Here is a 24680-nt window from a genome sequence, read left to right on the forward strand (position 1 = left end):
AACCCTCCTTCCGGGGATAGTGCCGGTATTCGACGGTCCCCGCTCAAGGTGAGCTAAAACTAAAAGCGCCCCGCGCAGATGCACGGGGCTTGGCTCAACACAGTATTACTGCGGAGCTTTGCTTCGTTCACCTGCGTTGGCCGCCCTATGTTCAGGGTCCTTCGTCCAGAAAGCCACTTGACCTCCCGCGCACAACTGCAGAGTTGAGCTGCGTTCAGGAGAGTGGATTTCCAACAACCGACGGTCTTTGGTAGTTCAAGCTTACGGGACCGGCCGTCCCTCTACCAAATCGGCCAACCCGGGCCTCAGCTGTTACTGGCCCCGACGTGGGGCAACTCCTTCTGCCAGATCCCCGTCACGCCCGCGGTGGTGAAGCCCAACTGCTTATTCACGGTCAGGAGGTACCTGTTCTCCGGCGCGTTCCAGGTGTAGATGACGCGTGCGTCAGGGAACTGCTCGGTAAGCCGTTCCATATTGGCCACCTTGATCAGCAACCCCAGCTTGTTCCCGCGGTGCTCCTGCAGCACCAGGGTGTCGTCCTGGAACACCACGTCGGCCCGGTGTGCGAGGACGCTGATGGTGGTAAGGCCTACCAGCGCTCCGCTGGCCAGATGCTCAACGGCCGTCACCACCGTCCGGCGCCCCTGCGCGATGGTGGCCTCCTCCGCTTCACGGAGGATATCGCCGTCGAACACCATGTCCTGCTCTACAGGCGTCTCCAACGACGGGTCGACGTCGGCGCCCGCCTGGTTCTCCAGGGTGGCCACCGCTTCCAGCCACTGGTCCGGGCAGCGGTCAGTCCAATGGTGCAGCCGGTAGCGGCCGTGGTTCGCTTCATCGGCTTCCGCCTGTAGATCCGCGACAAGTTTTGTATCCAGCGGAAGGGCGCATGAACTGAACTGCTCGATGTGCTGGAGCGTATATCCCGTCTTGCGGGCAAATTCGACCTCCCGGCTGTCCAGCGGCACAAAGCCTTGGCCGGAGCCAGGAACCAGCTGCGCTTCCTCGAACTCATGAAGTGATGCCCCGGGGTGGTTGGTGTCAACCAAAATCATGGTGCGGCCCTCGCCGCGTGCCATCTGTTCCGCCGCCAGAAGCAATTTCCGGCCCACGCCCTGACGCTGGAATTCGGGCAGGATGTCCAGTGTGAATTCCGCGAGTTCCAGGTTGTCTGTCATCGGAAGGGCAATATCCACCGTCCCCACGATGTCACTGCCCACCTTTGCCACCAGGATGATCTGCCGTTCGTACGGGTCAGCCAGTTCGAGAAGCTTCTCAAGCGGCGCATAGGCCAGGTCATCACTCCCCCAGGTCTGCATCCGTACCTTGCGCCCCACTTCGACGGCGGCGAGGAAGTCCGCGGCGTCCGGTGCGTCCAGTGATTCCGGGATCCAAAGCTGCTCGATCTGTACGTTTTTTGCCATAAGGGGCATCATCCCAGCCGTTTCTGCCACTCACCTTCATAGCCGTCAGGCTTGAATCCAAGCGAAATATTTATCGCCAGCATATGCTGGTTTTCGCTGGCGTTCCATGTAAGAACCGACTTCGCCGCAGGCCACCGGCGCTGGGCCCTGCGGAGATTGGCGATCTTGATCATCATTCCCAGGCGGTGCCCCCGGTGTGCCCCGGATACCAGCGTGTCCTGCTGGGAAATGGTGGCAGGGACACCGGGACGCCAGTTCAGTACCGTGTAGGCAACCAATTCTCCGGTGGGGCGGTGCAGGGCCGCGGTGACTGCTGACTGCACACCGGTGCCGATCAGGGCCCGCTCATCCTCCCTGACCCGCGCCGAGTCCCAATTCTCGCCCTCCCAGTCGAGCCCGGCGATGGGAACATCTGTACTCATCGTGGCTTTGAGGAGGGCATGGCCGTTCACCAGTTCCTCAGGGCAACTGTCATCCCACCCGATAATGTCGTATTGCCCCGCCAGGGCACCGGCTTCGGTCTCCAGCCGGGCGAGCAGATGCGGCGGCACGGGAAGTGTAAGGCGGCTGGACCGCTCCACCTGCTCCAGCTCATATCCGGCAGCAACGGCAAACGCTACGGCAGGTTCATCAAGCGGCAGGGCGCCCGCCCCGGACTTGGCCGGGACCGCGGCTCCGCCCACGGCCATGGGTGGAACCTCGTGGTAACCATAAAGGGACGTTCTGCCCCGTTCCCTGGCAAGCCCTTCGGCATGCTCCAGCAGTGCCCTGCCCAGGCCCTGGCGTCGTTGGGCGGGAGCAATGAGGACATCGATGCCGGCGGTATGGGTGTTCTCATGCAATGAAAGCTCCATGGTGCACATCCCGATGACCTCCCCGTCCAGCCTGGCGAGGTAGACATGCCGCTCCTCGTAACGGTTGCCGCGCCAATACTCAACCGCCTCCGGGAGGGTGGGGCACCGGTCCAGGTTGCCCCAGAGGGAGAGTTCGTGCTGCTGACGCAGGGCATGGCAGACCAGGAGCTCCTGCGGTAGTTCTTTTACGTCGGATGCGGCTCCACTGCCGTCCGGCGGAGGGACGTCAACAGCGGAGATCTCCAGCTCAGCATGTCCTCGTGCAGATGCATCCGGGTCCGGTTCAGCCATTCCTCCAGCTTAAGCAGGAAACCGCCAGGAGCAGGCGCTTAAAACAGGAAACCGCCCGGCGCAGGCGCCGGGCGGTTTCTTACGCGGCGGACGAATCCGCTGCGAAGTTTCAACCGAAGGATTAGACCTCGGTCAGAACCTTGGTGACGTTGGGGTCAACGGAAATGCCGGGACCGAACGTGGTGGCCACAGTGGCCTTCTGGATGTAGCGACCCTTGGAAGCGGACGGCTTCAGGCGAAGGACCTCTTCCAGAGCTGCGGCGTAGTTCTCGGCCAGCTTGACGGCGTCGAAGGAAACCTTGCCAATGATGAAGTGCAGGTTGGAGTGCTTGTCGACGCGGAAGTCGATCTTGCCACCCTTGATGTCGTTGACAGCCTTGGCGACATCTGCCGTAACGGTGCCGGTCTTCGGGTTCGGCATCAGGTTACGGGGACCCAGTACCTTACCCAGACGGCCAACCTTGCCCATGAGGTCAGGGGTGGCTACGGCTGCGTCGAAGTCGGTCCAGCCGCCGGCGATCTTTTCGATCAGGTCATCGGAACCAACGAAGTCGGCGCCTGCAGCAATTGCTGCTTCAGCCTTGTCACCGGTTGCGAAAACGAGAACGCGGGAGACCTTGCCGGTGCCGTGGGGCAGGTTGACCGTGCCGCGGACCATCTGGTCGGCCTTACGGGGGTCAACGCCCAGGCGGAAAGCCACCTCAACGGTTGCATCGAACTTGGACGGGTTGGTGTCCTTGGCGAGCGTTACTGCCTCGAACGGCGCGTAGAACTTCTCCGCGTCGATCTTGGCGGCTGCTGCCTCATATGCTTTGCTGCGCTTTGCCATGCTGCTTATTTCTCCTTGTGCAGTTGTGGTCTGCGGACCGCGCTGGGCCCTGCCACAGTCGGTGTTCCGGTTCGATTACCGGCCCGGATGCCCGACATTTCAATTTTCAGTGGTGCCGGATTCCCGGCGGGTGCCGCCCGCCGTCGTGATCGGTTTCCCGAACCCAACGTCCTGGCAGCGGAAGGGATTACCCTTCGGCGGTATCTTTTTGTCGAAAGCCTGCGGTACTCACTTCCGGCGAGTGCTTCGTTCCTCAGCCCTCACCGTCCGTTCATTCCTCGACTATTCGACGGTGATGCCCATGGAGCGGGCGGTGCCGGCGATGATCTTCGCTGCGCCTTCGAGGCTGGTGGCGTTGAGGTCTTCCATCTTGGTGGTGGCGATCTCGTTAACCTGGGCCTGGGTCAGCTTGGCAACCTTGACGGTGTGCGGCGTGGGTGAACCCTTGGCGACGCCTGCAGCCTTTTTGATGAGCTCTGCAGCCGGCGGGGTCTTGGTAATGAACGTGAATGAACGGTCTTCGTAAACCGTGATCTCCACGGGGATGACGTTTCCGCGCTGGGCTTCTGTGGCAGCGTTGTACGCCTTGCAGAATTCCATGATGTTGACACCGTGCTGGCCAAGCGCAGGACCAATCGGCGGAGCCGGGTTAGCGGCACCTGCCTGGATCTGCAGCTTGATGAGGCCGGTGACCTTCTTCTTGGGAGCCAATGTAGGGTCCTTCTCTCAAATGCGTCCTGGGACACAGGAGCGTGCCTCAGGTTTTTGGCCGCCATGGCGAGGCGGCCGGCCGTTCCGGTGCTGCTAAGCGGGCAGTGCCGGAACGAATTCTTGGGTGCTAGATCTTGGTGACCTGGTTGAACGCCAGCGTGACCGGCGTTTCGCGCTCAAAGATGGAGACCAGCACCACGAGGGTCTGGGATTCCACCTTGATTTCGGAGATCGTGGCCGGGAGGGTCTCGAACGGACCTTCCTTGACGATGACGGACTCGCCAACTTCGAAGTCAACGTCAACAGGCGCTGCAGCGTGCTTGACGGGCTTGCCCTTCTCGGCCTGCTCTTCTTCGAAGACCGGGGCGAGCATGGAGAAGACCTCGTCCAGGCGCAGTGGTACCGGGTTGTGGGCGTTGCCCACGAAGCCGGTGACGCCGGGCGTGTGGCGGACGGCGCCCCAGGAGGCATCCGTCAGGTCCATCCGGACCAGGACGTAGCCGGGGATGCGGACGCGGTTGATGACCTTGCGCTGGGCGTTCTTGATCTCAACGACTTCTTCCATGGGCACCTGGATTTCGAAGATGTAATCTTCCATGTCCAGGGTCTGGATGCGGGTCTCAAGGTTCGCCTTCACGCGGTTCTCGTAACCGGCGTAGGAGTGGATGACGTACCAGTCACCCTCCTGGCGGCGCAGCTTGGCCTTGAATTCCTCGGCGGGGTCCACCTCTGCCTTCGCGGCCGCGGCGGCGAGGGCATCTGCCTCGTCAGACTCGTCGTCGGAGTCTTCGCCTTCTACGTCTGTCTCTGAAGCGTCAGAGTCGTCGTCGGAATCGTCAGCGTCGTCAGAATCGGCGAAGTCGGATTCGGACGCAGCGGACTCAACCTCAGACTCTTCACCGGCTTCTGCCGTGACGTCCGTGGACTCTTCCAGCTCAGTCTCGGTTACCTCGAGCTCCTGCTCAGACACTTGGTCTCCTGCTTCCTCATTGCCTAACATGCCTATTTAAATGGCTCAATTCCGCACACTGACGTGGATTCCCTCCGGGTTACCGGACGCACCACGCAGCCTGCGGACAATTCGCCTTAGCGGTCCCAGGGAGCGATCCCGCCAAAGACCCAGCCGACCGCCGATCCAAAACCGAGATCCAGCAGGCTGACGATGACCATCATGATGGCCACGAACACCAGCACAACGGCCGTGTAGTTGATCAGTTCCTTGCGGGTGGGTGCAACAACTTTCTTCAGTTCGCCGATGACCTGGCGGACAAAGAGTGCAATGCGAGCGAAGAAGTTCACCTTGGCGGCCTTCTTAGCCGGGCGGCCTTTGGAGCTGCTGGCAGCTGTTTCGGTCACCTGGTCCTCACTCGTCTATGCAATGTTGGATTACCAGGTCCTGATCAGAACCATGGTTGCTGCGCGTGTTCCGGCTTTTCGCCGGAACCGCTTGCGCAGGGCAGACAGGACTCGAACCTGCAACCTGCGGTTTTGGAGACCGCTGCGCTACCAATTGCGCCACTACCCTATGGATCGAAAAACCGCATCCTGTACGAACTTGCCAGTTTCCACTGGGGCGCACGCCATCATCCGTGTTTTCAACACCGGAGAACCAGTCTACGCAACAACTTCGCGTTCGTCGAACCAGCCTCGTTCCGGGCCCTTCGCGGTGCCTGCATGCTGAACTGACATCCAGTCATATCCATGCCGGCAACCCGAACGATCCGGTGAACAGCATAGAGTAGGTCACGTCGAATTCCACCATTCAGCCTTCGGGCTGCAAGCGAAGAACGGACCCGCCATGTCTGCCGCCCGCGTTTCCCAGCGCATTTCCGCTATTGCCGAATCCGCAACCCTGGCCGTTGATGCCAAGGCCAAGGCGCTTAAGGCAGCAGGCCGGCCGGTCATTGGTTTCGGTGCCGGCGAACCGGACTTCCCCACGCCGGACTACATTGTCCAGGCTGCCATCGACGCCGCCGGCCAGCCCAAGTACCACCGCTACTCCCCTGCTGCCGGCCTTCCCGAGCTGAAGAAAGCCATCGCGGAGAAGACCCTGCGCGATTCCGGCTATGCCGTGGACGCATCCCAGGTCCTGGTGACCAATGGCGGCAAGCAGGCGGTCTACAACACGTTCGCCACGCTGGTGGACCCGGGTGACGAAGTGATTGTCCCCACCCCGTTCTGGACTACGTACCCCGAAGCAATCCGGCTCGCCGGCGGCGTCCCGGTAGAAGTTTTCGCTGGGCCGGACCAGGACTACCTGGTGACGGTCGAGCAGCTTGAAGCAGCCTTCACCGACAAGACCAAAATCCTGCTGTTTGTCTCGCCGTCCAATCCCACAGGTTCCGTGTACTCTCCGGAACAGGTGGCGGAGATCGGCAAGTGGGCCGCGGCCAAAGGCCTCTGGGTGGTCACTGACGAAATCTACGAGCACCTGACCTACGACGGCGTGCCTTTCACCTCGATCGCCACCGCTGCCCCTGAACTGGGCGACAAAGTGGTCATCCTTAACGGCGTGGCCAAGACCTACGCGATGACCGGCTGGCGCGTGGGCTGGATGATCGGCCCGGCCGACGTCATCAAGGCCGCCACCAACCTGCAGTCCCACGCCACCTCCAACGTCTCCAACATCATGCAGATCGCTGCCCTCGCGGCCGTCTCCGGCCCGCTGACCGCCGTCGATGAGATGAAAGTCAGCTTTGACCGCCGCCGGAAGGCGATCGTTGCGGGCCTGAACGCCATCGAGGGAGTGGAATGCCCGACGCCGAAGGGCGCCTTCTACGTGTACGCGGATGTCCGCGCCCTGCTGGGTAAGGAGTTCCCGACGTCGACCGGCACCGCCACGCCGTCGACTTCCGCCGAACTGGCCGCGCTGATCCTGGACGAGGTTGAAGTGGCAGTGGTCCCCGGTGAGGCTTTTGGCCCGTCCGGCTACCTGCGGCTCTCCTACGCCCTGGGCGACGACGACCTCGCCACCGGCGTTGCCCGGCTCCAGGATTTCCTGGGCAAAGCGCAGTAACAACGCTCTCTCAGTTCCTGCACAAAATTTCCAAACGCTCTCTCACTCCCTTGAACTGCTCCCCGGAAGTTGGACTGAGAAATTCAGTTCCGACTTCCGGGGAGCAGTTTTATGCGTGCACGTAGTTCATGGTCTGAGGCTCAGCGCGAGGCGGCTGTAGCGTTGTTTGAGAGGGGCATCGGGTATCGGGCGGCGGCCCGGTTGGTGGATGCGCCTCTTGTGCCGGTCAGGGCACTGTTTGGGCGGTGGAGGATTCATGGGCAAGGAGTGCTGGTGAGCAGGCCGGCGAAGTCATACTCTTTCGAGTTCAAGCTGGCCTTGGTGCAGCGGTTCCTTGCGGGCGAGTCCGGGCCGGATCTGGCAGTGGAGGCCGGTTTGGCCTCCCGTGAGCTGCTGCAAAAGTGGGTCCGGGCGTATCGTCTGGACGGTGAGGACGGGTTGCGGCCAAAGCCCAAAGGCAGACCGCGGAAACCCGATTCCCCGCCGCCTGCGGGGCTGCCCGAGCTTGAACGGTTGCGGCGGGAGAACGAGCGGCTGCGCGCGGAGGTGGCGTACCTGGGAAAACTGCGGGCCTTGAGGGAACAAGGACGACGCTAAAGGTTCAAGCCGTCGTTTCCCTCAAGGCTGACTATCCGCTTGCTGTCCTGTTGGACGTTGCCGGCCTGGCCAGGTCCACGTTCTTCTATCATCAGCTCCGGCTCCAGGCCCCGGACCCGAAAGAGAAGCTCAAAGCCGCGGTCACGGAGATATTCACAACGAATCACGGCCGATACGGGCACCGGCGCATCCATACGGAATTATCCAAACAAGGCTGGGTGACCGCCAAGAAGACCGTCCTGAAACTGATGCGTGCGCTCGGGCTGGCGTGCAAAGTCCGGAGGAAGAAGCGCTACAACTCCCACCAGGGCGAACAGGGCAGGATCGCCCCGAACCTATTGAACCGACAGTTCGAGGCCGATGCTCCGAACCGGAAGTGGGTCACCGACGTGACCGAATTCAGCGTCGGCGACCGGAAGCTCTACCTCTCACCGATCATGGACCTTTTTGACCGGCAGATCATTTCCCATTCGATCAGCACGTCCCCGAACCTGGCTCTCACCAACAGTTCACTGCAGCAGGCTCTCGCCTGCCTCCAGCCCGGCCAGCATCCGCTTGTACATTCAGACCAGGGCTTCCAGTATCAGCACGTAACCTGGCGGACTCTCCTCGAAGGCGCCGGCGCAGTCCAGTCAATGTCACGCAAGGGCAACTGCTACGACAATGCCGTGATGGAGAACTTTTTCGGGCACCTCAAGGAAGAACTCTTCCACCGTGTCCGGTTCATCAGTACCGATGCCCTGGCTGCCCAACTAAATGACTACATCCACTGGTACAACACCAACCGAATCTCAACAAAGCTAAAGGGCCTGAGCCCGGTGCAATACCGTGCCCAGGCCCTTGCGGCCTAGAATCCCATTTAGCCAGTCCAACAATCGGGGACCAGTTCACCCTCTTCAGGAGAGTGAGAGAGCGTTGGCGTCTAAGCGACGTTAAGTGAGAGAGCGATCGGGTTTAAGCGACATTAAGTGAGAGAGCGTTTCTGGGGTTAGAGGAGGCGCCGCTCGGCGGCCCATTTTGTGAGCTCGTGCCTGCTGGAGAGCTGGAGTTTGCGCAGCACTGCGGACACGTGTGTTTCCACGGTCTTGATGCTGATAAAGAGTTCCTTGGCTACTTCCTTGTAGCTGTAGCCCCGGGCGATCAGGCGCATCACCTCAAGTTCGCGTGCGGAGAGCCTGTCCAGTTCGTCGTCCGCTATGTCCGCTGGGGCAGTGCCGAAGGCATCCAGCACAAAACCTGCCAGCCGGGGCGAGAATACTGCGTCCCCGCCGGCTACGCGGAACACGGCGTCTGTGATCTCGGCTCCGGAGATCGTTTTGGTGACATACCCCCGTGCTCCGGCGCGGATGACCGCAACCACGTCCTCGGCGGCGTCGGAGACGCTCAGCGCCAGGAATTTGGTGGTGCCCAGGAGTGCTGCAGAGCCGGCGATGACTTCGCGCCCGCCGCCGCCGAGGCCGCCGGGCAGGTGCACGTCCAGCAGGACCACCTCGGGACGTTCGCGGGCGATCACGGCGATGGCCTGCTCCACGGTGGCTGCTTCGCCAACCACGTGGATGCCCGCGTCCAGGTCTGCCTTAAGGCCGGAGCGGAAAATCGCGTGGTCATCCACGATCACCACCCGAACAGGCTGGGCTGGACGGACAGGTCCTGTCCCCTGCAGGTTGTTCATGTTTTCCCTTCCGCATTGTCCGTTGGGAGGGCCGGCAGGCCCAGCCGTACTTCAGTGCCATCGGCGGTGCTGGTAATGGACGCTGTCCCGCCATGGCGCTTCATGCGTCCGATGATCGATTCCCGGACGCCAAGCCTGTCCTCGGGCACATCATTGAGTTCGAAGCCCGGCCCGCGGTCCTTGACGAAGACCTCCGCACGGCCGTTGGAGACTTCCAAATACACGGAGACGGACCCGCCGCCGTGCCTGGAGGCGTTCAGCATCGCCTCACGGCTTGCCTGCAACAGAGCCTCGTGAGCTTCGGTCATGGCGGTGTCGCCCACGCTCACCACTTCCACGGCGTTGCCCAGCAGGTCCTCCACCTCCGCGGCCGTCGCCTTGATCCGGTCCGAGAGCTGGCCGGCGTCCTTCCCCGGGTCCTGGAACAGCCAGTTCCGGAGCTCACGCTCCTGGGCCCGTGCCAGCCGGACGACGTCGTGCTCGTTGCCTGCGCGGCGCTGGATCAGGGCAAGGGTCTGCAACACGGAATCGTGAAGATGGGCCGCGATCTCCGCCCGTTCGGTCTCCCGGATCCTGCCGGCCCGCTCGGATTCAAGGTCACGCCAAAACTTCAGGGCCCACGGGAGCAGCACCAGGATCACTCCTCCGAGAACCGCAACCGACGCCAGCAGGGCAAGCCACGTCTGTTCCCAGGAACCCGAGCCGGACACCATCACCAGCACACCCGCCACCACCAGGGCCAAGCCTGCCGCGAGGCGAGCCCAGCCGCCCGCCTGGTCTGCCTTGGTCTTATCCAGCAGTCCGGCGCGGCGGGTTTCATCCAGCTGCATCCAGGCAATGGAGGCACCGCCCAGTACGGCGGCCGCCGGGATCAGGGTACCCAGCGGCACGTCGACGCCCAGGAGCTGGGCGATCAGGATTCCCGCCACCAGGAGGAGGCCGGCGCCCAGCAGGATTTCCTTGCCGTACCGCATGCTGCGGACCCGGAACCATGGCGGCCGGACAGCAGCCTCGTAGCCGGCCGACGCTTGACCATAACCGGTTGCGGCAGCAGCGTAACCTTCGGCTCCTGGGCCGTTTTCCCCGGTGGGCATCGTCGGAAGTGCCGCAGGGGGCACCGGACCGGCGCCATAGGCGGTGCTGCCGTAAGCGGCGGCGGACGTTCCGGCGTCGGGCGTTCCCCACGGCGGCGTGCCGGCAGTCCCCGCAGGGTTCGATGCCCCCGCGGGCGGGGCAGGGCCGAATGCCGGATCAAGGCTGACGGCAGGGGCAATGGGCGACGCCGGGCGCCTGGCGTTGCGCCGGGCGGCTTCGTCGGCGGTGGGAACCATGATCCACAGCCACGCATAGAAGGCCAGGCCGGCACCGCCGGCGAGCGTTGCGAGCGCCATACCAATCCGGACATTCTTCACCGGCCAGCCCAGATGCGCCGCGAGCCCGGAGCACACGCCCGCAATGACGCGGTCGCTGCTGCGGACCAGCGGTGGGCGGGCAAAGGCTGTGCTCATGTGTCAATCCAAACACGGATCAGGGTTCCCCGGACCCGATTCCGGCGTGAACCGGGGGTATCTCAGGGACGGCTCAGGGTGTTCCCCAGTAGAGCGGGACCGCGCGGGGCGGCAGGATCGAAGTATGAACTCGCACACCCCCACCCCAGATGACGAACACCCCACCGAACCGCTCCCGCCCCGTGGGACCGAGCAGCCCACCGAACCGCTGACTGCCCGCCCGGCATCATCGGAGGACGCTCCCCCGTCCCAGCCGCAGAATGCTGCGGAGCAGCCCGCTTCCGGCGAGCCATCCCTGCAGAACACGCCATCCTCACAGGACGAGCCCACCGGACAGAACGAGCCGTCCGGGCAGACGCCCCTCGGGCAGAACGCCGGACCGTACCCGGGACCCTACGCGGGCCCCTACACAGGTCCGCCGTCCGGCCAGTACGGCGCCGCGAAAGCACCCGGCCAGTCCACTGACTTCTTCACCTGGATCCGGAGCCACGGCATCCAGCGCGGACGCGACCGCTGGATTGGCGGCGTCTCCAGCGGAGTCGCCCAGCGGATGGGCATCGATCCGCTGATTGTCCGCGGCATCTTCATTGTCCTCACCCTCTTCGCCGGAATCGGCGTGCTTCTCTACGGCCTGGCCTGGGCGTTCCTGCCCGAGCCGGACGGCCGCATCCACGTCCAGGAAGCCGGCGCGGGCCGGTGGTCCACGGGCATGACGGGTGCCCTGATCACCACCGTGGTGGGCCTCACCGGGCTCGGCGGCGGTTTCTGGGGCTGGAGCCGCAACGGCTTCGGCGGATTCCTCTGGACCGTCTTCTGGGTGGGCGCCGCCATCTACCTCATCTACTACCTGGCCCAACGCAGCAAGGCCCGGAATGGAGCTCCCATGAACGCCACCCCGCAGCCGGCCGGCGCCGGCGGCAACGCCGCCTTCGCGGCCGCCTACCCCGCATCCCCCTACACTTCGCCGTACTCAGCGACCTACACCGGCACCGACACCGACACCGGCTCCGGTTCTGGCTCTGCAGGGACCCCTCCCTACACGCCGACCCCGCCCGCGGGTCCCACCCCGCCCTACGGCGGCGGCGGCTTCCCGGGCGGCGGCAACTACGGTGGCGGCAACTACGGTGGAACCAACTACGGCGGCGGCTACCAGCCGCCACAGGGCCCGCCGCGCCCGCCCAAGGTCCGCCCCGCCGGTCCCGGGGCACCCGCAGTGGCAATCACGGCCGGAACGGCCCTGCTTGTGGGCGGCGGCCTCAAGGCCCTGGACGCCGGAAACGTGATCAACCTCGGCGACTCAGCAAACGCCATCGTCTGGGCCAGCGCAGCAGCAGTGCTGGGCCTCGGCATCCTCCTCTCCGGCCTGCGCGGCAGGACCTCGGGAATCCTGGGCTTCTTCGCCGTGGTGGCCCTCATTATCGGCGGAATCTTCAACGTAGTGGGCGACGGCGACAGGGTCCGCTTCACGCAAGTGGACTGGACGCCGGCCGGCATTGAACAGGCCCGGGACGGCTTCGACGTTACGGCCGGCCGCGGGACCGTAGACCTCACGGAACTCGGGGTGGCCGCCCCGCTGACGTCCGACGTCGTCATTCCCCTGGACATCACGGCCAGCAACGTCAAGGTGGTCATCCCGGACAACGTCCCCGTGGACATCAAGGCCGACATGACCATGGGCAACATCCACGAAGGCGCCAACCACCGCAGCGGCATCTCCACCCGGGAAAGCAGCTACAACACCGAACTGCCGGGCGCCCGCCTGGTGGTCGAGATAGACGGCACCTTCAGCAACGTCACCATCCAGGAAGGGAACTGACATGAGCAACGTTGATCCGGCACCGGATTCAGACACCAAAGAAACGCCGACGGCGGGATCCTCCGTGTGGACAGAATCCACCGGCCCGGCACCCACCCGGGTGGGAACCGTGGTCTGGGGCCTCGTGGTCCTGGCCCTCGCCGCCCTGATCATCATCGCCCAGCTTGGCATCGTGACCCTGAACGGCACCTATGTGCTGATCGGCCTGATGATCGGAGCCGGGGCAGCCCTGGTGGTAGGCGGGCTCCTGTCGGCACGGAAACGTGACAACGGGCCCTCAACAGGGAAGTCTTGAGCCATGGACAAGTTTTTCAGCATCGTCAGGGGCTTCGGCCTGCAACGGGGACCGCAGCGCTGGCTGGGCGGTGTGTGCGGAGGGATCGCTGCCAAGCTCAATGTGGATGTGGCGTTCGTCCGGATCGCTTTCCTGATCTTCTGCCTTCTGCCCGGGCCGGCAGTGGTGTTCTACATCGCGGCATGGCTGATCCTTCCGGACCAGCGGAACGTCATCCCGCTGCAGTCATTTTTGGATAAGCGGTCCATTAACGGATCCTGACACCCGGCGCCTTGGGGCCCCTGCTCATAGAGCAGGGGCCCTTTTGCTTGGCCCTGGGGCTGCCCACACCCCCTGCCGTCCACCAACCGGTGGACTCCAGGTTCAACCGGCCGGACCTGTTGGTTGCAGGCATGGCGGTGACACGCTTGAAGCATGAACCCTTCAGCCAGGCCCGGACCCGGACCCACAGACGCGGCCATCACGGTCCGCGGCCTCAGCAAGACGTACCAACTGCCCAAAGGCCAGACGCTCACGGCGGTGGACCAGCTCGAACTGAGCATCAGGGCAGGTGAAACCTACGCACTGCTGGGACCCAACGGGGCCGGGAAATCCACCACCATCGAAATCCTCGAAGGGCACCGGAAACCGGACAGCGGTGATGTCCGGGTCCTTGGCACCACCCCATGGAAGGCAGCTCCGTCCTTCCGCGCAAGGATCGGGATCGTCCTGCAGGAGGCCACCGATTCAGGCGAACTCAGGGTATCTGAGGCCCTGAAGTCCCTTGCCTCCTGCTTTCCAAAGCCACACGGCGTCGACGAGGTGATCGAGGCGGTCGGACTCGGCGGCAAGGCTGGCGTCCGGATCTCCACCCTCTCCGGAGGCCAGCGACGGCGGCTTGACGTTGCGCTGGGGATCATCGGGCGCCCCGAAGTCCTGTTCCTGGACGAACCCACCACGGGCTTTGACCCGGAAGCCAGGCGCCAGTTCTGGGAGCTCATCCGGCAACTGAGCAGCGGTGGCACCACCATCGTGCTCACCACGCACTACCTGGATGAGGCCGAACAGCTCGCGGACAGGATCGGTGTGATCAACCACGGGCGCCTGATTGCAGAAGGAAGGCCCCGGGAAATCGGAGGGCCGGGCCTCCGGGTTCCCCGGGTCAGATGGCGGGACGCCACCGGTCCGCGCGAAGTGGTGACGGAGCATCCGGCAGCCCTGGTCCATTCACTGTCCGACGGCGGCGCTACCGAGCCGGCGGAGCTCGCCGTCGTCCGTCCAAGCCTGGAGGACATCTACCTCCAGCTGATCGGTTCCGCCAACACCGCTGCTTTGAAGGCCGAACCGGCCGTAGCCGGTTCCGGTGCGGCAGCATCATCAACATCAGGAGTCCTCTCATGAGCATCACCCTCCCCGCACCCAATCAACCGGCCGCTGGATCCGCCTGGAAGCCATCCGCCCTCCGGCTCGGGCTGGGCAGGGTGCTCCTTGAGGTCAAACTCTTTAACCGGGATGTGCTCTCGTTGGTCCTTGTCCTGTTCTTTCCCATCCTGATGATGTCCCTGTTCGGAACCGTCTTTGGCGACGAGCCCAACTTCGGGACGGATCCCAACGGCAACGGCGGCATCACCCCGGCTCACTACTACCTCCCCGGCATGCTGGCTTTGAGCACCATTCTCAGTGGATTCCAGAACCTCAGCAGCTATGTGGCCACGGAACGGTTCAACGGCACAGTCAAACGCCTGGCCGGGACCCCCCTGCCCGCGGCGTCATACTTCATCGGCAAAACGGGCCAGACGCTTTACCTGATCGTGGCCCAGACGGTCCTGCTGCTCCTCGCCGCGAAGTTCCTCTTTGATGTGCCGCTTCCGACGGAGGCGGGGCAATGGCTCCTCATCTCTGTGCTGATGATCCTGTCCACTGCCGCCTGGGCAACTGTGGCCATTGCCTTTACCGCCCTGCCCAAGTCGGCGCAAAGCGCTTCCACGCTGGCGGTGCTGCCGGTGCTCCTCCTGTCCTTTACGTCCGGCGTCTACTTCCCCTTTTCCCAGCTCCCGGCCTGGTTGCAGTCCGTGGCCAACCTGTTTCCCCTCCGCTGGACGGCCAGCGCGCTGAGGTCTGTTTTCCTCCCGGCCGGATTTGAAGCCGTGGAGCCGGGCGGGAGTTATGACCTGCCGCTGACGTTCCTGGTGCTCGCCGTCTGGGCCGTCGCCGGCGCCATACTGGCGAAGCTGGTCTTCACGTGGCCGCCGCAGAAGTAGCCCGTCCGGAAACAGCCGCGGCAGTTGTAGCCGCCCCTGCCGCAGCCCTCCGGTTCTTGGACCTCACGCAGGACGTGGATAGGGTGCAGGAATGAGCAATATCGGCGGGCGGACGGAGCGGCTGCTTCCGGCCCGTTCCGTCTGGACCACCTCGATGGTCTGGTGGCACACAGGTTTCTACGTGGCGCTGGCCAGTGTGTCCTACTTCGCCCTCTTCAGCCAGGAGCCGGACCCCAATACACCCCTGGCGGTCGCCGCGCTGCTGCTGCTGGCGGCCGCCTACCCTTTCCTCACACGCACCCAGGACCTCAGGACAGCAAAGCCGACGCTGTATGTAGTGCTGTTGGTGGCGGTGGTGGTGTTCCTGTCCTTCGTCTATGACGGAGCCGGCGTCCTGCTATTTGTCGCCTTCCCGCAGGTGTGGATGTTCACCGCCTCCCAGCGCCAGGGCGTGGTGGCCACAGCGTTGCTCTGCGTGGGCGTGGCCGCAGGGCAGATCAGCCGCTGGGGATTGGAGGGCACGGAGGTTTACGGCATTTCTGCGCAGCTCGTGACCTCCTTTGTGGCCAGCTGCATGATCGGGCTGTGGATCTCCAAGGTCATCGAACAAAGTGAGCAGCGGGCAGAGCTGCTGGCAGAGCTGGAGGCGACCCGCAAGGAACTCAATGAAGCGGAGCAGGCACGGGGAGCCCTCGCAGAGCGTGAACGGATGGCCAGGGAAATCCATGACACCCTGGCCCAGGGGTTCACGTCCATTGCCATGCTCTCCGAAGCGGCGCAGGCACAACTGAGGACCCTGCCAGCCATGGGAGCGCCGGATGACAGGGACCTGGGATTGATGCACAGCCTCACCGCGATCTCCCAGACGGCCCGGGACAATCTTGCTGAAGCCCGTTCGCTGGTTGCCTCCGGCGTGCCGTCCGATGTTCAGGGCGGCGACCTTATCGCGGCCCTCAGGCGGCTGCCCGACAGCATGCACCTGGACGGAATCCGGCTGACAGTGGAGGTGCCGGACACCGTCCAGCCGCTTTCGTCGACCCAGCAGGTGGCACTGCTCCGGACTGCCCAGGAAGCCCTGAACAATGTCCGGAAGCACTCGGGCGCAACGGCCGCCAGGGTCCTGGTGGATGTCAGGAGCAGCGCTTCCCAACAGCGGCTCCGGCTGACAGTCACCGACAACGGATGCGGCTTCGACCCCTCCGCCGTGCACAGCGGCTTTGGCCTGAAATCCATGGCGGCCCGGCTCCAGGAGATCCACGGCGAGCTGAAGGTCACGTCCACCGGCGCCGGAACCACCCTGACCGCCGTCGTTCCCGTTGCACCCGTCAGAACTACTGCCCACGCCACAACCACAGAAACGGGAAATGCCCCATGATCGGCCCAACCCAGGTCAGGGTCATTCTTGCCGATGACCACCCTGTAGTCCGGGGCGGCCTCGCTGCGCTGCTGGGCACCGCCGCGGGGATCGACGTGGTGGCCGATGCTGGAAACGGCCAGGAGGCGGTGGCAGCCGTTGAACTGCACAGGCCCGACGTGGTGCTGATGGACCTGCGTATGCCCGTGCTCGACGGTGCCGGGGCAACAGCGCAGATCCGTGACCGCTTCCCGGCCACCAAAGTGCTGGTGCTGACCACCTACGACGGCGACGCGGACATCGTCAGGGCGGTGGAGTCCGGTGCAGTCGGATATTTGCTCAAGGATTCTCCCGGCGACACCATCATCGATGCTGTTTTCGCCGCCGCCCGGGGTGAGACCGTCCTTGCGCCACCGGTAGCGGCGCGGCTCGTCTCACGCCTGCGCGCTCCGGAAAGGCCCCAGCTCACTGCCCGTGAGGTGGAAGTGCTGCGCTGGGTGTCCCGCGGCTTAAGCAATCCGGAGGTCGCGGCCCGGCTGCACATCGCCGAAGCCACCGTCAAAACCCACCTTCTGCGGGTATTCAACAAGCTGGATGTGGATGACAGGACCAGGGCTGTGGTCATCGCAATGGAACGGGGCCTTTTGTAACCGGTTTGTGTCGTAACCCACACTCAGCACTACAATCTAGGTTGAGCTCAGCGTGGCGCTCTGCCTGTATACCTCAACACCAGGATTTGAGCCGAGACATGAAAATTGGAATTCTCACCAGCGGTGGCGACTGCCCCGGACTGAATGCAGTCATCCGCGGAGCGGTCCTCAAAGGCATCGCAATCCACGGCCACGAATTTGTGGGGTTCCTAGACGGCTGGCGCGGCGTCGTCGAAGGCGACATCATCGACATCCCCCGAACCATGGTCCGGGGCATCGCCAAGCAGGGCGGCACCATCCTGGGCACCTCCCGGACCAACCCATTCGAGAACGGCGGCGGCCCCGAGGTCATCAAGGCCCACATGGAGCGGCTGGGAATCGACGCCATCATCGCCATCGGCGGCGAGGGCACGCTCGCTGCAGCCAAGCGCCTCACCGACGCCGGCCTGAAGATCGTGGGCGTTCCGAAAACCGTTGACAACGACCTGGACGCCACGGACTACACCTTCGGTTTTGACACCGCAGTCCAGATCGCCACCGAGGCGATCGACCGGCTGCGCACCACCGGGGAATCCCACCACCGGTGCATGATCGCGGAGGTTATGGGCAGGCACGTGGGCTGGATCGCCCTGCACGCCGGCATGGCCGCCGGAGCGCACGCAATCCTCATTCCTGAGCAGAAGGTCAGCATCGAGCAGATCACCGAATGGGTGCAGGAGGCCCACGACCGTGGCCGTGCGCCGCTGGTGGTGGTTGCGGAAGGCTTTGTCCCGGACCACATGGAATCCCCTCATTCCGAACGCGGCCTGGACACCTTCGGCAGGCCCAGGCTTGGCGGCATCGCCGACCAGCTTGCTCCCGAGCTTGAAGCCCGCACCGGCATCGAAACCCGTGCCACCATCCTGGGACACATTCAGCGTGGCGGCGTGCCGTCGGCCTTCGACCGGGTCCTGGCGACCCGTCTTGGCATGGCCGCCATCGACTCCGTGGTGGAGGGTTACTGGGGCACCATGGTTGCGCTCAAGGGCACTGACATCGAACATGTGGGCTTCCAGGAGGCCCTGGGCAAGCTGAAAACCGTGCCGCAGCGGCGTTACGACGAAGCGGCCGTCCTGTTCGGCTGATCCGAACCACAGCGCCGCTCCGAACCACAGGGCTCCTTCGTCATAGGCTGGGGACATGACTCTTGACCCGGGAACCGCCGCCATCATCCAGCTCGCATGGGCAAGGCGGCTGGGGCTGGCTGATGACGCTTTTGCTGAATCGCTCAGGTCAGGTGAACGCATCGTCCGGGTCGATGATGCGGCGCGGACAGTTGAGTTCGTGCGGCTGTTCGGAAGTTCCGCCCTGGTGGGTCCCGAGTGGATCGTCGACGCCGCGGCCGGGATTCCGGACGAGGAAATGGCCCATCACGTCACGCTTTTGACCCTGACACGCACGCACGGCGGACACGGACTGGGGTCCGCTGCGCTGTTCTTTGCCGACGATCTGCCGCTGCGGCAACCCTCCGAGGAGCTGACGGTCTCCCATGGGAATCCGGAGGCGATCGAACTGGAGGGGCTCTGCCCGCCCGACGACGTCAATGAGGTGGGCCTGTCAGACCTGGAAAACCGCTACACCATTATCCGTGAGGTGGAAGGCCGAAGGGTTCCCATAGCCTGCGGAGCCTACACGGAATGGGAAGGGCTGCTCGCCCAAATGGGTGTCCTGGTGGATCCGGAATGGCGGCGGCAGGGAATGGGATCCCTGGCAGCGTCCATCGCCGCCCATGAGGCGCTGGCTGCCGGCCTCACGGTGCAGTGGCGGGCGGAAGTCAGCAATACCGGTTCACTGGCCCTGGCGCGGAAGCTCGGGCTGTCCACGGGCGGGATCCAGACGAGCGTGCACCTGGGCTGAGTGGCAAGCCTCCGGGCCTATTGACCGAACAGGTCCAGGATCTCCGTGCGCGCGAACATCTGGGCGGCTGCGCGGGCTGACGGGGAACCCGCATCAGGATCAGCGCCGGCATGCAGCAGCACCTTGGCCACCTCCGCGTACCCCTTGAAGGCGGCCCCGGCCAACGGCGTCTGCCCGCGGTCGTTGGCAGTGTTGGCCTCTCCCCCATGCTGGAGCAGAAGCTGCACCGTTTCGGCGTGGCCATGGTACGCAGCCAGCATCAGCAGGGAATCTCCTGCGGCGTTGGTCATGGTGGCAGGCGCCCCGGCGTCCAGGTAACTGCCCAGGAGTGCGGAATCGCCGTCCCTGGCCGCCTGGAACAGCGTATGGGCAAGAGCCACTGCCGCCTCATCCGGCTCCGCCGCGGCCCCGCCTGGGGCGGCAGGTCCGGCGCCGTAGCCGGCAGGGCCGGCGCCCTCATTGCCTGGCTGCGGCGACGCGCCGGAACGTGGTGGTCCGGAGGCGGCAGGTTCAGTCATCAGTGGGTCCCCCTGAGGAATCCGGTTGGGCGCCCCACCACCTGGCCGGCGTCTGGCGCAACGATCACTTCCTGGGCGGCGACGTATGGTTCCTCGCCGTCCATGACTGTCAGTATTTCATCCGGGCCCACGGAACGCTTGATTACGGCCAGGGCAACCGGTCCCATCTCGTAATGCTGGGCAACGGACGTCACGACGCCAACTTTGCGCTCCCCCAGCAGCACCTGGCTGCCCGGAGCCGGCATGGTGTGCTGGGACCCGTCCAGTTGAAGGAACACCAGCCGCCGCGGCGGATGGCCCAGGTTGTGCACGCGGGCAACAGTCTCCTGGCCCTTGTAGCAGCCCTTGCTCAGGTGCACAGCCGTCCGCAGGAGATCGAGCTCGTGCGGAATGGTCTTGTCATCGGTTTCAGCGCCCAGCCGCGGCCGCCAGGCAGCGATGCGGAGGGCCTCAGCAGCGTGGATCCCGGCCAGCGGGCGGTCGCCAACGGTTTCAGCAAGCTCGGCAGCAGGGACCAGATACTCGATCCACGGCCGGTCCAGTCCAGGGTGGTCGGCCTCCGCCACCACAGAATACGAATACCCTCCGGCGCCAACGTGGGGCCAGGGATCCCGCCATGACAGCAGGCCCGCCCATTCCTCCACGGGTTTGGTGGAGCCAAGAGCGGCCCACTCCTCCGAGACATCCTGGATTTCAACCCGCAGCATGAACTTCATCCTGTTCAGCCACTCAGCCAGCGGCGCCGCTTCGGCAGCCTCCACAATCAGCCAGGTGGTCCCGCCGTCGTCTACAACGCGCGCGTCAAATTCAATCCGGCCTTGGACCGTCAGCAGGAGCAGTTCGCTCGATTCGCCCGGCTGCAGGGCCGTGAGCTGTTGTGAGGACAACGTGTTCAGCCAGCTCAGCCGGTCCGGCCCGGTGACGGTGACTACACCGCGGTGGGAAAGATCGACGACGGCCGTACCTGCCGCGAGGGCGCGCTGCTCCCGGAGCGGCTCACCGTAATGCGCGGCGACGCCGGCGTCCGGACCGGCGGCTTCAACCGCGCCAGGGCGCGACAACAGGGGGCTTTGAGTAGTCATATGTAGTAGAAGTCCTTGATGGTCAGCGGTATTCCGGTTTTCGACGTCGAATCCAGGGGCATCCGCCAGACGGATGCAAGCGCCACTGCCACCTGCACGCTCGGGAAGCCCTTTGCGGCTCAGGAAACCCTTTTAAGGAAAGCGGAAGCATGTGCCTCCAGCCCCTTGCCCGGCTCTGTGGTTCCGCCGGTGGCGACGTCCCACCGCCAGAGCAGGTTGCCGTCCACCAGGCCAAAGATCCGTGTGGCCGCGCTGTAGTCCTTGGAGTGGCTGCCCCGCATCACCATGTCGGTGGTGAGCTGTATCTGCGGGCCCTTGATCTGGCCGTAGTACAGCTCGGAGATTCCCCCCGGGTGCGAGATGGACACCGAGATGTCGAACCCGCCGTCCTTGTTACGCAGGGCCTCGACTTCGTCGGCGCTTTTCAGGGCTGGGACAATATCGGCAGGGACCAGGCCGGGGCCGCCATCGGCATCCAGCTGTTTGCGCTCCAGCGCCCAAAAGCCGGTTTCCACGGTGAGGGGCCGCAGGCGGGTGCCGTCGTCGTCGGTCAGCCAGCTTTCGGCACGGTACTGCAGGTACGGCAGCCCGTTATGCGTGAAGGATACGTGCTGGAGGAAGTGCTCGGAGTCCTCGTCGCCCGTGCCAAGCCGGCCGCGGCCTTCCCACTCTCCAATGAGCCAGGAAAGCGGAACAAGTTCCGGGGTCAGATCAGTTGGTATCTCAATCGGCACAGCAATTACCTCTGGAAACGGCTAGCTTCGGAAAGGGTCTACTTCTGGCCTTTGAAGAGCCGGTAAACCACAAAGCCTGCGAACCAGGCCATGGCCAGGCTGGCGATACCGAGCAGGACAAGGAAGAAAATTTCGAATGCAAGTACGGACATGATGCCATCCTAACGCTTAGTAGATGAGTAGTTTGTCTATGAAGTAGGCCAGGGAACCAACCGCCGAAACCGGTGCAAGACCCATGCTAAGGGCCGCCGGAAAATTAAGCGGAGCCCCGCGAAGTGTGACGAGCCGCCGGAAACTGACCAGCACTGCCCCCACCACCACACCGAAGATGGCGGCCGGCAACACCGCGATGTCGGAGAAAATAAGGCCCGCCAACGGACCGGCCAGGCCCGCCAGCACGATCCCGAGGGGCGCCACAATACTGTCGGGCCAGCGGATCAGTCCGGCAAGCAACGCAACCGCCGCGCTGATGGCCGCCACCAGGAGCATTTCCCGCACCCCGTTGAAACGGGCACCGGCGATCCAGCCCGCGCCGAGGCAGGACAGGAGCACGCCGACACAACAGCCGAGGGTGGACTCCAGCCGCTGCGCCTGGCCCGTTCCACGGATCAGCTGCACCACGAACACGGCCATCATTCCCAGGGCGATGAAGGCGGGGGTCCAGTCCAGGAACCCCGGAGCCGGGGCGTAGCCGGCGGCAATGGCAGATCCCGCTCCAGGCAGTCCAATAACGGCCGCGAGGGTTTTCTTCGCCGGGATGCGCAGGAAGTGTGGCCAGCCGATGCCTACGGCAAGGGCAATAAGGGCTGCAACTGCTACCAATGCCTCACGGGAGCTGTACACACCGGCGATGACAGCAGCCAGTCCGGCCACGCCAACAACGCCGATAGTCCAGGATCCCAGGGAACGTACCGGGGCCTGCAGCTCCGCCGTCATAAAGAACCTGGCCCTGGCATGCCCGGCGTCGATTCTGCACTCAATTCGCTGTGTTCCCATTCTGGCCGTGGTCCGGGAGGCAGCTGGCGCCTCCGTGGCAGGACGGTGTGCCCCTGTGCTCAATCCTGCCCTATATGAACGGCATATGTCGCAAAACGAACCTCCAAATGGGCCTCATCCATCCCTGCCGGGTGGCCGTTGGGTATACTCAAAGCTCAGCTACGCTTCCTGCTACGGTGGCCAGCCGGATAGCTCCATCGTCGGCCCAGACCGCAGCAGTGAGACAGTATCGGCCGGTGAAAACCCGGTTCAGTCGCTCAAAGATGCGCGGACGGCCCTTGGAGGAATAATGTCGCACATCCTGTTACTGACGAACAGCACCGGCTCATCGGTGGACATCCTGCCTGCCCTGGAATTGCTGAACCACCGTGTCCACATCCTCGCCGCCGAGCCAACTGCCCTGCTCGAAACGGACCCTTGCGACATCGTGCTTTTGGACGCCCGCAAGGACCTCGTTGGCGCCCGCTCCCTGACGCAGCTGCTGAAGGCAACCGGCCTGAGCGCACCGCTGGTCCTCATCCTCACCGAAGGCGGAATGGCTGCCGTTTCGTCAGCCTGGGCCGTGGATGACATCGTGCTGGATTCCGCCGGGCCCGCCGAAGTGGAAGCCCGAATCCGGCTCTCCGTGGCCAGGGCAGTACCCGATAAAGAAGACGTCCCCACCGAAATCCGGGCTGCCGGCGTCGTGATCGATGAAGCAAGCTATACAGCGCGGGTCAACGGTGCGGCGCTGAACCTGACCTTTAAGGAGTTTGAACTCCTCAAGTACCTGGCGCAGCATCCCGGGCGTGTCTTCACCCGCCAGCAGCTGCTGACCGAAGTCTGGGGCTATGACTACTACGGCGGCACACGTACCGTGGACGTCCACGTGCGGCGCCTGCGGGCGAAGCTTGGCGCGGACCACGAAAACCTGATCAGCACTGTCCGCAACGTGGGCTACCGCCTGACCCTGGTCCGCCAGCAGGAAGACGAACTGACCGAGGCCTGACACTGCCCCGGCCGTCAAATTCCCCATTGAACGCGAAAATGCCCCGGACCAGTGGTCCGGGGCATATTTCGTGTGGTGGAGGACATACGGGTCGAACGTATCGAGGCCACCCCAGTGGTGGATCCCCCTCGCATCCGGGCAATGGTGCTGCCGCGGGATGAGATAACGACTATACGTGCCGGTCCGCGGCCATCAAAATCGGCACACAGGGTGCCGGGACGTATAGCCTAGCTTCATGAGTCCTGCGCACCCCGAGAAATGGCCTGTCCTTGTTGTCAAGGGCGGGCTCGATGACCAACTGCTCAAGGATTGCAGGGCCCTTCTCGCTGCGGCGGAGGAATCGGACGGGAACCCCTCCCTGTCCGAGCAGACGGTGGTGACGCTGAGGGCCGGGGACCTGGCCGAACACGGTCTCCTGACGCTGGCCCTCTACGCCCCGGACGAGGATGACGATCCCGCGTCCGGCCAGGACCTCGCCGGCGTCGCAGTGGTGGTGGAGGAAGCTGACGGCAGCGGAGTGCTGGAAATCGCCGTCCATCCGACTTACCGCAACCAGGGGGTGGCTGACCGCCTTGTGGGCGCCCTGGAGTCAAACCGCGGGTTCGACGGACTGAAGGCGTGGTCCCACGGCAACCATGAGGCAGCAGCGGACCTTGCGGCCAAGTACGGATACGGCCCCGTCCGCGAACTGTGGAAGATGAGGCTGGCCACCGGGACGGCAGAGCTTCCCGACGCCGGCCTTCCGGACGGCGTGACGCTGCGCGCCTTTGTCCCTGGCCGGGACGAAGAGCTGTGGCTGGCCGCCAACCGCGCCGCCTTTGCCGACCACCCTGAGCAAGGCGCGATGACCCGGGCGGACCTTGAGGCCCGGATGGCCGAAGACTGGTTTGATCCCGCCGGCTTCCTGCTGGCTGTTAACAGCGACGGCGGGCTGCTGGGATTCCTGTGGACAAAGGTCCATCCGCGGCGCGGTGGCCACCCCGCGATCGGTGAGGTATACGCCGTCGGGGTTACACCGGCCGCGCGCGGTATGGGGCTGGGAAAGGCCCTCACCGTGGCCGGCATCAGGTATCTGCAGCAGCTGGGGCTTTCCGCCGTCATGCTGTACACCGATGCCGACAATGCCCCGGCCGTTTCCCTGTACCGGGGCCTGGGGTTCACGCGCTGGGACATGGACGTGATGTACGGGCCGGTTGCAGCGGGTTAATC

26 protein-coding genes and 1 tRNA gene are annotated in these 24680 nt (G+C 64.3%); 14 read left to right on the forward strand and 13 right to left on the reverse strand.

Annotated features, from left to right (window positions below; genetic code table 11):
• Positions 1-305: 305 nt before the first annotated feature.
• From F8G81_RS17295 to F8G81_RS17325, 7 genes are all read right to left on the reverse strand, one after another.
• Entirely contained in the window at positions 306-1424 is a 1119-nt protein-coding gene (locus F8G81_RS17295) for a GNAT family N-acetyltransferase (RefSeq protein WP_267275885.1), read from the reverse strand.
• Between the two features lie 8 nt (positions 1425-1432).
• Positions 1433-2569, reverse strand: a complete 1137-nt coding sequence (locus F8G81_RS17300; protein WP_267275886.1) for a GNAT family N-acetyltransferase — start codon at positions 2567-2569, stop codon at positions 1433-1435.
• A gap of 121 nt (positions 2570-2690) precedes the next feature.
• Complete coding sequence (gene rplA, locus F8G81_RS17305; protein ID WP_267275887.1) at positions 2691-3398, reverse strand: 50S ribosomal protein L1; 708 nt, start codon at positions 3396-3398, stop codon at positions 2691-2693.
• Between the two features lie 282 nt (positions 3399-3680).
• Positions 3681-4109 (reverse strand): 50S ribosomal protein L11, encoded by a 429-nt coding sequence (gene rplK, locus F8G81_RS17310; RefSeq protein ID WP_267275888.1) that lies wholly within the window; start codon positions 4107-4109, stop codon positions 3681-3683.
• A gap of 127 nt (positions 4110-4236) precedes the next feature.
• Positions 4237-5079, reverse strand: a complete 843-nt coding sequence (nusG, locus tag F8G81_RS17315; RefSeq protein ID WP_267275889.1) for a transcription termination/antitermination protein NusG — start codon at positions 5077-5079, stop codon at positions 4237-4239.
• A 116-nt stretch (positions 5080-5195) separates the two neighbouring features.
• The gene (gene secE, locus F8G81_RS17320) at positions 5196-5465 is read right to left on the reverse strand and encodes a preprotein translocase subunit SecE (RefSeq protein ID WP_267275890.1); all 270 of its coding nucleotides are present in this window, start codon (positions 5463-5465) and stop codon (positions 5196-5198) included.
• A 96-nt stretch (positions 5466-5561) separates the two neighbouring features.
• Positions 5562-5634, reverse strand: a tRNA-Trp gene (locus F8G81_RS17325).
• A gap of 273 nt (positions 5635-5907) precedes the next feature.
• Here F8G81_RS17325 and F8G81_RS17330 point away from each other — a divergent pair.
• From F8G81_RS17330 to F8G81_RS17340, 3 genes are all read left to right on the forward strand, one after another.
• Positions 5908-7125: a pyridoxal phosphate-dependent aminotransferase gene (locus F8G81_RS17330; protein ID WP_267275891.1), complete on the forward strand. Its 1218-nt coding sequence runs from the start codon at positions 5908-5910 to the stop codon at positions 7123-7125.
• Positions 7126-7398: 273 nt separating this feature from the next.
• Positions 7399-7722 (forward strand): helix-turn-helix domain-containing protein, encoded by a 324-nt coding sequence (locus tag F8G81_RS17335; protein WP_267275892.1) that lies wholly within the window; start codon positions 7399-7401, stop codon positions 7720-7722.
• Between the two features lie 47 nt (positions 7723-7769).
• The gene (locus F8G81_RS17340; protein WP_267279270.1) at positions 7770-8573 is read left to right on the forward strand and encodes an IS3 family transposase; all 804 of its coding nucleotides are present in this window, start codon (positions 7770-7772) and stop codon (positions 8571-8573) included.
• A gap of 137 nt (positions 8574-8710) precedes the next feature.
• Here the strand turns inward: F8G81_RS17340 and F8G81_RS17345 are convergent, their stop codons facing one another.
• Together F8G81_RS17345 and F8G81_RS17350 are read right to left on the reverse strand one after the other, a co-directional pair.
• Positions 8711-9394, reverse strand: a complete 684-nt coding sequence (locus F8G81_RS17345; RefSeq protein ID WP_267275893.1) for a LuxR C-terminal-related transcriptional regulator — start codon at positions 9392-9394, stop codon at positions 8711-8713.
• Positions 9391-10902 carry a PspC domain-containing protein gene (locus F8G81_RS17350; protein ID WP_267275894.1) on the reverse strand — a complete coding sequence of 504 codons (1512 nt, stop codon included), beginning with the start codon at positions 10900-10902 and terminating at the stop codon, positions 9391-9393. Before F8G81_RS17350 ends, F8G81_RS17345 begins: the two co-directional genes overlap by 4 nt.
• A 124-nt stretch (positions 10903-11026) precedes the next feature.
• Here F8G81_RS17350 and F8G81_RS17355 point away from each other — a divergent pair, with 124 nt between their 5' ends.
• From F8G81_RS17355 to F8G81_RS17395, 9 genes are all read left to right on the forward strand, one after another.
• A complete protein-coding gene (locus F8G81_RS17355; RefSeq protein ID WP_267275895.1) occupies positions 11027-12718 on the forward strand; it encodes a PspC domain-containing protein in 1692 nt (563 codons plus the stop codon).
• A 1-nt stretch (position 12719) separates the two neighbouring features.
• A complete protein-coding gene (locus F8G81_RS17360) occupies positions 12720-13013 on the forward strand; it encodes a hypothetical protein (RefSeq protein ID WP_267275896.1) in 294 nt (97 codons plus the stop codon).
• A gap of 3 nt (positions 13014-13016) precedes the next feature.
• Positions 13017-13274, forward strand: coding sequence for a PspC domain-containing protein (locus tag F8G81_RS17365; protein ID WP_267275897.1), 258 nt, complete (start codon positions 13017-13019; stop codon positions 13272-13274).
• A gap of 153 nt (positions 13275-13427) precedes the next feature.
• Positions 13428-14393 carry an ABC transporter ATP-binding protein gene (locus F8G81_RS17370; protein WP_267275898.1) on the forward strand — a complete coding sequence of 322 codons (966 nt, stop codon included), beginning with the start codon at positions 13428-13430 and terminating at the stop codon, positions 14391-14393.
• A complete protein-coding gene (locus F8G81_RS17375) occupies positions 14390-15253 on the forward strand; it encodes an ABC transporter permease (protein WP_267275899.1) in 864 nt (287 codons plus the stop codon). Before F8G81_RS17370 ends, F8G81_RS17375 begins: the two co-directional genes overlap by 4 nt.
• Positions 15254-15344: 91 nt before the next feature.
• Positions 15345-16628, forward strand: a complete 1284-nt coding sequence (locus tag F8G81_RS17380; protein ID WP_267275900.1) for a sensor histidine kinase — start codon at positions 15345-15347, stop codon at positions 16626-16628.
• Positions 16625-17257 (forward strand): response regulator, encoded by a 633-nt coding sequence (locus F8G81_RS17385; RefSeq protein WP_267275901.1) that lies wholly within the window; start codon positions 16625-16627, stop codon positions 17255-17257. Before F8G81_RS17380 ends, F8G81_RS17385 begins: the two co-directional genes overlap by 4 nt.
• 98 nt (positions 17258-17355) lie before the next feature.
• The gene (locus F8G81_RS17390; RefSeq protein ID WP_267275902.1) at positions 17356-18381 is read left to right on the forward strand and encodes an ATP-dependent 6-phosphofructokinase; all 1026 of its coding nucleotides are present in this window, start codon (positions 17356-17358) and stop codon (positions 18379-18381) included.
• Positions 18382-18436: 55 nt separating this feature from the next.
• Entirely contained in the window at positions 18437-19153 is a 717-nt protein-coding gene (locus F8G81_RS17395) for a GNAT family N-acetyltransferase (RefSeq protein ID WP_267275903.1), read from the forward strand.
• A gap of 17 nt (positions 19154-19170) precedes the next feature.
• Here F8G81_RS17395 and F8G81_RS17400 read toward each other — a convergent pair whose 3' ends face one another.
• The 4 genes from F8G81_RS17400 to F8G81_RS17415 form a co-directional block, all read right to left on the reverse strand.
• Positions 19171-19533, reverse strand: a complete 363-nt coding sequence (locus tag F8G81_RS17400; RefSeq protein WP_267279271.1) for an ankyrin repeat domain-containing protein — start codon at positions 19531-19533, stop codon at positions 19171-19173.
• 137 nt (positions 19534-19670) lie between these two features.
• The gene (locus tag F8G81_RS17405) at positions 19671-20753 is read right to left on the reverse strand and encodes a YgfZ/GcvT domain-containing protein (protein ID WP_267275904.1); all 1083 of its coding nucleotides are present in this window, start codon (positions 20751-20753) and stop codon (positions 19671-19673) included.
• A gap of 119 nt (positions 20754-20872) precedes the next feature.
• On the reverse strand, positions 20873-21487 hold the full coding sequence (locus F8G81_RS17410; protein WP_267275905.1) for an FABP family protein: 615 nt from the start codon (positions 21485-21487) through the stop codon (positions 20873-20875).
• Between the two features lie 168 nt (positions 21488-21655).
• On the reverse strand, positions 21656-22423 hold the full coding sequence (locus tag F8G81_RS17415) for a permease (protein WP_267279272.1): 768 nt from the start codon (positions 22421-22423) through the stop codon (positions 21656-21658).
• Between the two features lie 349 nt (positions 22424-22772).
• Between F8G81_RS17415 and F8G81_RS17420 the strand changes: the two genes are divergently transcribed.
• Together F8G81_RS17420 and mshD are read left to right on the forward strand one after the other, a co-directional pair.
• A complete protein-coding gene (locus F8G81_RS17420) occupies positions 22773-23471 on the forward strand; it encodes a winged helix-turn-helix transcriptional regulator (RefSeq protein WP_214960787.1) in 699 nt (232 codons plus the stop codon).
• A 235-nt stretch (positions 23472-23706) separates the two neighbouring features.
• The gene (gene mshD, locus F8G81_RS17425; protein ID WP_267275906.1) at positions 23707-24678 is read left to right on the forward strand and encodes a mycothiol synthase; all 972 of its coding nucleotides are present in this window, start codon (positions 23707-23709) and stop codon (positions 24676-24678) included.
• The last annotated feature ends 2 nt before the right edge of the window (positions 24679-24680 follow it).

Source organism: Arthrobacter sp. CDRTa11, assembly GCF_026427775.1.
In the GTDB taxonomy this organism is placed as follows: Bacteria; Actinomycetota; Actinomycetes; order Actinomycetales; family Micrococcaceae; genus Arthrobacter.

Excerpts from the sequence above, each read along its gene's own strand:
- F8G81_RS17370 (WP_267275898.1), top strand. The coding sequence starts at position 13,428 with ATGAACCCTTCAGCCAGGCCCGGACCCGGACCCACAGACGCGGCCATC.
- F8G81_RS17360 (WP_267275896.1), top strand. The coding sequence starts at position 12,720 with ATGAGCAACGTTGATCCGGCACCGGATTCAGACACCAAAGAAACGCCG.
- F8G81_RS17365 (WP_267275897.1), top strand. The coding sequence starts at position 13,017 with ATGGACAAGTTTTTCAGCATCGTCAGGGGCTTCGGCCTGCAACGGGGA.
- F8G81_RS17415 (WP_267279272.1), bottom strand. The coding sequence starts at position 22,423 with ATGACGGCGGAGCTGCAGGCCCCGGTACGTTCCCTGGGATCCTGGACT.
- F8G81_RS17375 (WP_267275899.1), top strand. The coding sequence starts at position 14,390 with ATGAGCATCACCCTCCCCGCACCCAATCAACCGGCCGCTGGATCCGCC.
- F8G81_RS17330 (WP_267275891.1), top strand. The coding sequence starts at position 5,908 with ATGTCTGCCGCCCGCGTTTCCCAGCGCATTTCCGCTATTGCCGAATCC.
- F8G81_RS17405 (WP_267275904.1), bottom strand. The coding sequence starts at position 20,753 with ATGACTACTCAAAGCCCCCTGTTGTCGCGCCCTGGCGCGGTTGAAGCC.
- F8G81_RS17295 (WP_267275885.1), bottom strand. The coding sequence starts at position 1,424 with ATGGCAAAAAACGTACAGATCGAGCAGCTTTGGATCCCGGAATCACTG.
- F8G81_RS17345 (WP_267275893.1), bottom strand. The coding sequence starts at position 9,394 with ATGAACAACCTGCAGGGGACAGGACCTGTCCGTCCAGCCCAGCCTGTT.
- F8G81_RS17395 (WP_267275903.1), top strand. The coding sequence starts at position 18,437 with ATGACTCTTGACCCGGGAACCGCCGCCATCATCCAGCTCGCATGGGCA.
- F8G81_RS17350 (WP_267275894.1), bottom strand. The coding sequence starts at position 10,902 with ATGAGCACAGCCTTTGCCCGCCCACCGCTGGTCCGCAGCAGCGACCGC.
- F8G81_RS17380 (WP_267275900.1), top strand. The coding sequence starts at position 15,345 with ATGAGCAATATCGGCGGGCGGACGGAGCGGCTGCTTCCGGCCCGTTCC.
- F8G81_RS17385 (WP_267275901.1), top strand. The coding sequence starts at position 16,625 with ATGATCGGCCCAACCCAGGTCAGGGTCATTCTTGCCGATGACCACCCT.
- F8G81_RS17300 (WP_267275886.1), bottom strand. The coding sequence starts at position 2,569 with ATGGCTGAACCGGACCCGGATGCATCTGCACGAGGACATGCTGAGCTG.
- F8G81_RS17390 (WP_267275902.1), top strand. The coding sequence starts at position 17,356 with ATGAAAATTGGAATTCTCACCAGCGGTGGCGACTGCCCCGGACTGAAT.
- F8G81_RS17420 (WP_214960787.1), top strand. The coding sequence starts at position 22,773 with ATGTCGCACATCCTGTTACTGACGAACAGCACCGGCTCATCGGTGGAC.
- F8G81_RS17355 (WP_267275895.1), top strand. The coding sequence starts at position 11,027 with ATGAACTCGCACACCCCCACCCCAGATGACGAACACCCCACCGAACCG.
- rplA (WP_267275887.1), bottom strand. The coding sequence starts at position 3,398 with ATGGCAAAGCGCAGCAAAGCATATGAGGCAGCAGCCGCCAAGATCGAC.
- mshD (WP_267275906.1), top strand. The coding sequence starts at position 23,707 with ATGAGTCCTGCGCACCCCGAGAAATGGCCTGTCCTTGTTGTCAAGGGC.